Raw genomic sequence first — 5724 nt, forward strand, 5'->3', positions numbered from 1 at the left:
GTTAGGCATGCCTAACTTATATATCAAAAAAATAAACACCTGTCATTTATTATAATAATTCTTTTTTTTTATCATATCAATGTTCTTAATTTATGTCAATATCGTTATGTGCATAACATAAAAGCGTGTTTAATTTAGTCCTGAATAGGATGCACGAGTATGAGGGCGGCTTCTTCACGGCGTAAACTAAGGTGGTAATCCTGCATTCTAAGCTCCATAGGATCACCCAGTGGGGCTATTCTTTCCACTTCAAGTTCAGCGCCTGGAACAAGTCCCATTTCCAAAATCCGGCGCTTAATGGAGGTGTTTTTTCCTTGAATCTTGATTATTCGGGCTTTTTGCCCGGGAAGCAGGGCATCAAGTGATAATCTTAAAACTGACCCAAGTGGGGATGGATGTTCTTCTCCAAGCCAATCGGCCATACGAAAAATTGTTTCCGGGCTGATGACATGCTCTATCAAACAAGCGTCTTTTTCCGCCACTGCAGGTGAAACTTTGAGAATTTCCAGAAGAAAGCTGCTGATAATCTGGTGCCTATGCCAAACGTCTTGTGCCTGGAATCGTCCTTTTTCGGTAAGGGATATTGTTCCATAAGGGGCCTGATTTACCAAACCATCACGGCGCAGTGAGGCCACGGCCTGAGTGACGCTGGGTTTGGCTATTTTAAGCCTTTTAGCAATATCACTGATTTTGGCTGTGCCATTTTCCTCGCAAAGCTTGAGAATAGTCTCTAAATAATCCTCCAAAGACGGGCTCAAGGTTTCAGCCATTTAAAACACCCCCGCCAATTTCATTATTCATAACGTTGGTTGTAACCCAGCTCTCCGATAATTGTCGTGGTCGTGCGGAATAAAACTTTTCTACATCTTCTAAAAACGTTTCTTTTTCAAAAGAAATACCAATGTCCTGCAATTTATCAACGATTTCCTCTGTACCCATTTCATTTACTTTTTCGTATGACCAAAGGTTGTCCAAATACCGCTCGAAGCTATTTTGCGCTGCTTCCGGCAATGGTTTACCAAGACAACACTTTTTATATTTTTTGCCGCTGCCACAGGGACAAGGATCATTTCTTCTTACTTTACTTATCATGCCCTTCTCCTTTTTACGATGAAATATTGTCTACACAATTTGATGCTTTCCGCAATTTGGACCGGCAGTGTTTCTACCAGAGAATAGTACTGCAGGCACACTTTTAAGTACAATCAAGACGCTAGGCGAATGGCTTAAGTCCTATGCTCACGAGACGATTGGCTCGTTTTTTTCGCAACCAGAAAGAATTAACAAAATAGCTTCCGATTCAAGCCGGATCCTTTCTTGGGTTTGGTCGTCAAACGGACGATTTAGACAACATACGCCAAGGTAAATCATCGCTATCTACCCCAAATTTCTATATGCATTATAACATTTTGAGTAATCTCTACGCTACAATGAGGTACAATCATAACCTGCCAAACCGACGCTATTTTTTTTATAAGTAAAGTTAGTCCGCTTTGAGTATGATGTCCGTAATGCGCCGGGAAAAGCTTGTTTAGAAAGGCGAATGGATACATAAAACTCGTAATTTGTTATTTATTCTTCGATGAATTGAACCAGCTCTTTATTGAACCTTTCAAGCTGATCATAAAACAAGAAATGACCGCATGATTCAAACGGCACAAGTTTTGCGTTTGCAATCCCTCTTTGTTGAGCTATTGCCAGCGGGTAAAGACATACTTTATCGTTAAGGCCGTGAAGAATCAGGGTGGGTACATGAATTGCCGCCATATCTTTAAATAGTTCTTCTTCATTCAGCCATGCATATGCAATCGCCACGGTAGCCCAACTTGCAGCTTGGAGGCCTAAATCAAAGATCCAATCGGAAAGAGCAGGCGTGACATAACTATGAAAAATCATGTTGCCGAAGTTCCTGAGCATATTGGGGCGATCTTGATATGTTGTTGTACTGGTATTCGAAGAGATTATGATTTCCGGGCCATCCGTGTATAAATAGAATAGTTTTGCTTCCGGCTGGATTAATATCTTCAACATAAATGTATACATCTGGTTCTGCATTTACGATATACACTGGGTTTCTATTCTCAGACCAGCCCCAGCAGCCGAGCGCTCTGAGCAACGACAAAACACAGAATAATTCCTGTAGCAGTCGTAATGGCAAATGTTATGAGGGTCCATTTTATGCTCTGAGTTTCCTTCTTAATAGTCAACAGCGTTATTCCACAGGGATAATGGTTCAAGCAGAACAGCATTGTACATACCGCCGTCAGCCAGGTCCATCCATTGACGAGAAAGAGTTCCCGCAAGGCCTGCAGATTGTCCAACTCAATCATCTGGCCGGCGGACATGTAACTCATTACTAAAATAGGAATGACAATCTCATTGGCCGGTAAGCCAAGGATGAATGCCATCAATATAAAGCCATCCAAGCCCAACATACGGCCAAACGGACCCAGCAGGTTTGCTCCGTGCTGTAAAATGCTGAGATCTCCTATATATATATTGGCAAATGCCCAGGTAATCATGCCCGCCGGAGCCGCCACGATGATTGCTCTGGCAAGAACGAACAAGGTACGGTCATAAAGAGAACGAACAATAATTCTTCCGATCTGCGGTTTGCGGTAAGGGGGAAGCTCCAGGGCAAAAGATGAAGGAATCCCTTTCAGTATCGTTTTTGACAAGAGTTTTGATACGATAAGAGTAATCATGACACCTGTTACTATGGCTGCCAGGATGATTAGAGAAGCTATGACAGACTGATGGCTTCCCAATTCCCCGGCAATAAAAACAGTGGCCAGGGCGATCAGGGTTGGGAAACGCCCGTTGCAGGGCACATAATTGTTGGTAATAATAGAAATGAGCCGCTCCCTGGGAGAATCAATGATTCTGCAGGATATTATACCTGCCGCGTTGCATCCAAATCCCATACACATAGTCAATGCCTGTTTGCCATGGGCGCACGCCTTCTTGAAATAATTATCCAGATTGAAGGCTATGCGCGGAAGGTAGCCCAAATCTTCCAGTAAGGTAAACAAAGGGAAAAATATAGCCATTGGAGGCAGCATAACCGATATTACCCAGGCCAGAGTCCGATACATTCCTAAGACAAATAGCCCGTGCAGCCAACCAGGCCAGCCCGCAGATAAAAATAGCTGGGTCAGGCGTTCCTGTCCCCAGAAGAGGCCATTCCCCAGGACCTGTGAAGGATAATTGGCCCCCTTGATGGTAATCCAGAAGACCAGCCCTAACAGCGCCATCATTACCGGGATCCCCCAAATCCTGGAGGTAAGAACGCTGTCTATCCTGCGGTCCAAGTCGTTGTAGTTTTGCTTCTCACACCGCAATACTCTTTGAGTAATTTCCTCAGCCTGGGCAACAATGCAGGTAACTATATGGTCACGCAGGCTGCCCCGATCCAGATGATCTTCCAGAAGCATTTGATCAGCTAACGCCAAAGCATCGGATAGTTGTTCGCTTTTACGAATCCTGAAAAAGGGAAACTGCGCCAGCGAAGCCTCAGCGTCCCGGTCTCCGTCAAGCAGCCGAAGCGCAACCCACCTTCTGTTTACATTTTTATCAACAATGCCTTGAACTATAGGTTCAAGCAGGTTAAGACATTCTCCCACTGCAGAACCATAACGGATCCGCAAAGGAACAGTTTTTGTTTTACCCATCGCCACCTGACAAACTGCATCCTTTAATGCATCCAAACCCGCCCCGTCCCGCGCGCTTGTTCCGATTACCGGTATTCCAAGTATTTTAGAAAGCGCAGGCAAATCAATCCGAATCTTCTTCCGTTTTGCTTCATCCAGCAGATTTACACAAAGTACTACATGATCAGTAATCTCCATTACCTGTAACACCAGATTCAGGTTTCTTTCCAGACAAGTTGCATCGGTAACAACTACGGTTGCCCTGGGTTCTCCCGAACAAATAAAATCGCGGGCAATTTCCTCATCAACCGAATTTGCAAACAGGGAGTACGTTCCGGGCAAATCAATGAGAACGAATCTTTGATCCTGATGGATATACCTTCCCTGTGCGTTTGTGACTGTTTTTCCGGGCCAGTTGCCGGTATGCTGTTTAAGACCGGTCAAACTGTTAAAAACTGTACTTTTACCAGTGTTGGGATTGCCGGCTAAGGCAATCATTAAATCCCCGTCATGCAGATCGATCTTGTACGTTTCTCTTGTTATTCGCCCGCTGGAAAATTGTTTAAGGCTCACATTTATAGTCCTCCTCTTTTTTAGCTCTAAAGCAATTCCACGATTATTTGGGACGCCTCTTCAGAACGAAGGGCGATAACAGCTCCGCGAATTTTATAAGCCACCGTGTCGCCCGAAGGACTCTTTTGCAAAGCTTCAACCCGTGTACCGCAAATCAATCCTAAATCAAGCATTCTCCTTCTCGTATTGCCATTTGCGGTCAATTGACTGACTTTTCCGCAAGTACCAGGTATTAGACGATGTAACGGAATCAATCTTTCCATATCCGAATCCAAACCCCCTGAAATATTCATGCTTTAACCCCGGCGATCATAAGTTAGATTAGGGAAAACTTTTTTCCCACGCCTTATTCTATGAAAAGAAGAATAAATTGGTTACATACATTCATCCTGGATACTTTCAATTATTGCTTCAACTTCATTAGGAAGTTCTTGTGAAAAGGAGTGGGAGAGATGAATAACAAAGAATTCCACACATTCCGCGGCTATGAAATGATAAAAAAGAATGAAGACCATCTCACTCCGAGTATGGAAGACTACCTGGAAATGATTTATAGAAATTGTCAGGAAGAAGGGTACGTCAGGATTAACCATCTGGCCGAACAGCTGAATGTAAAAGCGCCTTCGGCTTCCAAGACAGTACGTAAGTTGTCATCAATGGGTTACCTTAATTATAAAAAATACGGAATTATACAGCTGACACCCAAAGGCGAAATGATGGGAGCATTTCTGCTGGACCGGCATGAAACATTGGAAGTATTTTTAAGTAATATCGGGGTTTTGGATACGGTATTGCTTGAGACTGAGCTCATTGAGCACTATCTCAGCATTAATACCATTAAAAATATCAAGATATTAAACGGCTTTTTGGTTAGTTATCCAGAAATTCTTGAGAAGCTCCGGCAGTTCAAAGCATGTTATGAGGAGGAAAAATAAGAGAGGGCATTTTGTTTCTTTGTTTTTCCAGAAGTATCACTATTTCATAAATGCTATATAGAACACCGCGAGACCGACAATGATACGGTAGTATCCAAAGGGTTTGAAATCCTTCTTTTTTATGTAATTCATAAATGCCGCAATTACTAACCAGGCTACCAGGAACGAAACCACAAATCCGATGCTTAGAATTTGCCATTCAGCTGCACTCAAACTTGCGTCGGCTTTCAGAAAAGAATAGGCTGATGCGGCAACCATGGTGGGGATGGCCAGAAAGAATGAAAATTCAGCGGCAACGCTCCTCGATGCCCCCAGAAGCATGGCGCCGATAATCGTGGCTGCCGACCGTGAAGTACCTGGAATCATTGCCAGACACTGTATTAAACCAATAAAAAAGGCCGTCTTATAGTTAAGTGCGGAAATTGAATTGATCGTACTGAATCGGGCGCCTTTCTCCACGATAATCAGTACGATTCCTCCGATAACCAATGCCGCTGCTACAGTAAGCGGATTGAATAATGCATCCTCCACAAGCTTACCTATTGTTCCTCCAACAAGCAAAGCAG

General features: G+C 43.5%; 5 protein-coding genes and 3 pseudogenes. 1 reads left to right on the plus strand and 7 read right to left on the minus strand.

Annotated elements, in window-relative coordinates; all coding sequences use genetic code 11:
- Positions 1-134: 134 nt before the first annotated feature.
- The 6 genes and pseudogenes from DEH07_07835 to DEH07_07860 form a co-directional block, all read right to left on the minus strand.
- Positions 135-770, minus strand: a complete 636-nt coding sequence (locus DEH07_07835; GenBank protein ID HBY04431.1) for a ferrous iron transporter A — start codon at positions 768-770, stop codon at positions 135-137.
- Positions 771-1005: 235 nt separating this feature from the next.
- A pseudogene (locus DEH07_07840) lies at positions 1006-1092 on the minus strand (hypothetical protein).
- A 162-nt stretch (positions 1093-1254) separates the two neighbouring features.
- A pseudogene (locus tag DEH07_07845) lies at positions 1255-1371 on the minus strand (PIN domain-containing protein).
- Between the two features lie 201 nt (positions 1372-1572).
- Positions 1573-2068 (minus strand): annotated as a pseudogene (locus DEH07_07850) (hypothetical protein).
- 13 nt (positions 2069-2081) lie between these two features.
- Entirely contained in the window at positions 2082-4148 is a 2067-nt protein-coding gene (gene feoB / locus DEH07_07855; protein HBY04432.1) for a ferrous iron transport protein B, read from the minus strand.
- A gap of 101 nt (positions 4149-4249) precedes the next feature.
- Complete coding sequence (locus DEH07_07860; protein HBY04433.1) at positions 4250-4486, minus strand: ferrous iron transport protein A; 237 nt, start codon at positions 4484-4486, stop codon at positions 4250-4252.
- Positions 4487-4675: 189 nt separating this feature from the next.
- Here DEH07_07860 and DEH07_07865 point away from each other — a divergent pair, with 189 nt between their 5' ends.
- A complete protein-coding gene (locus DEH07_07865) occupies positions 4676-5158 on the plus strand; it encodes a DtxR family transcriptional regulator (protein ID HBY04434.1) in 483 nt (160 codons plus the stop codon).
- Positions 5159-5197: 39 nt separating this feature from the next.
- Here DEH07_07865 and DEH07_07870 read toward each other — a convergent pair.
- On the minus strand, positions 5198-5724 hold a 527-nt coding region (locus DEH07_07870; protein ID HBY04435.1), incomplete at its 5' end, for an undecaprenyl-diphosphatase.

Source organism: Desulfotomaculum sp., assembly GCA_003513005.1.
GTDB lineage: Bacteria > Bacillota > Desulfotomaculia > Desulfotomaculales > Nap2-2B > 46-80.

What these genes read in the sequence shown, in the direction of transcription:
- DEH07_07865 (HBY04434.1), top strand. Translation starts at nt 4,676, where the DNA reads ATGAATAACAAAGAATTCCACACATTCCGCGGCTATGAAATGATAAAA.
- DEH07_07860 (HBY04433.1), bottom strand. Translation starts at nt 4,486, where the DNA reads ATGGAAAGATTGATTCCGTTACATCGTCTAATACCTGGTACTTGCGGA.
- DEH07_07835 (HBY04431.1), bottom strand. Translation starts at nt 770, where the DNA reads ATGGCTGAAACCTTGAGCCCGTCTTTGGAGGATTATTTAGAGACTATT.
- feoB (HBY04432.1), bottom strand. Translation starts at nt 4,148, where the DNA reads ATGATTGCCTTAGCCGGCAATCCCAACACTGGTAAAAGTACAGTTTTT.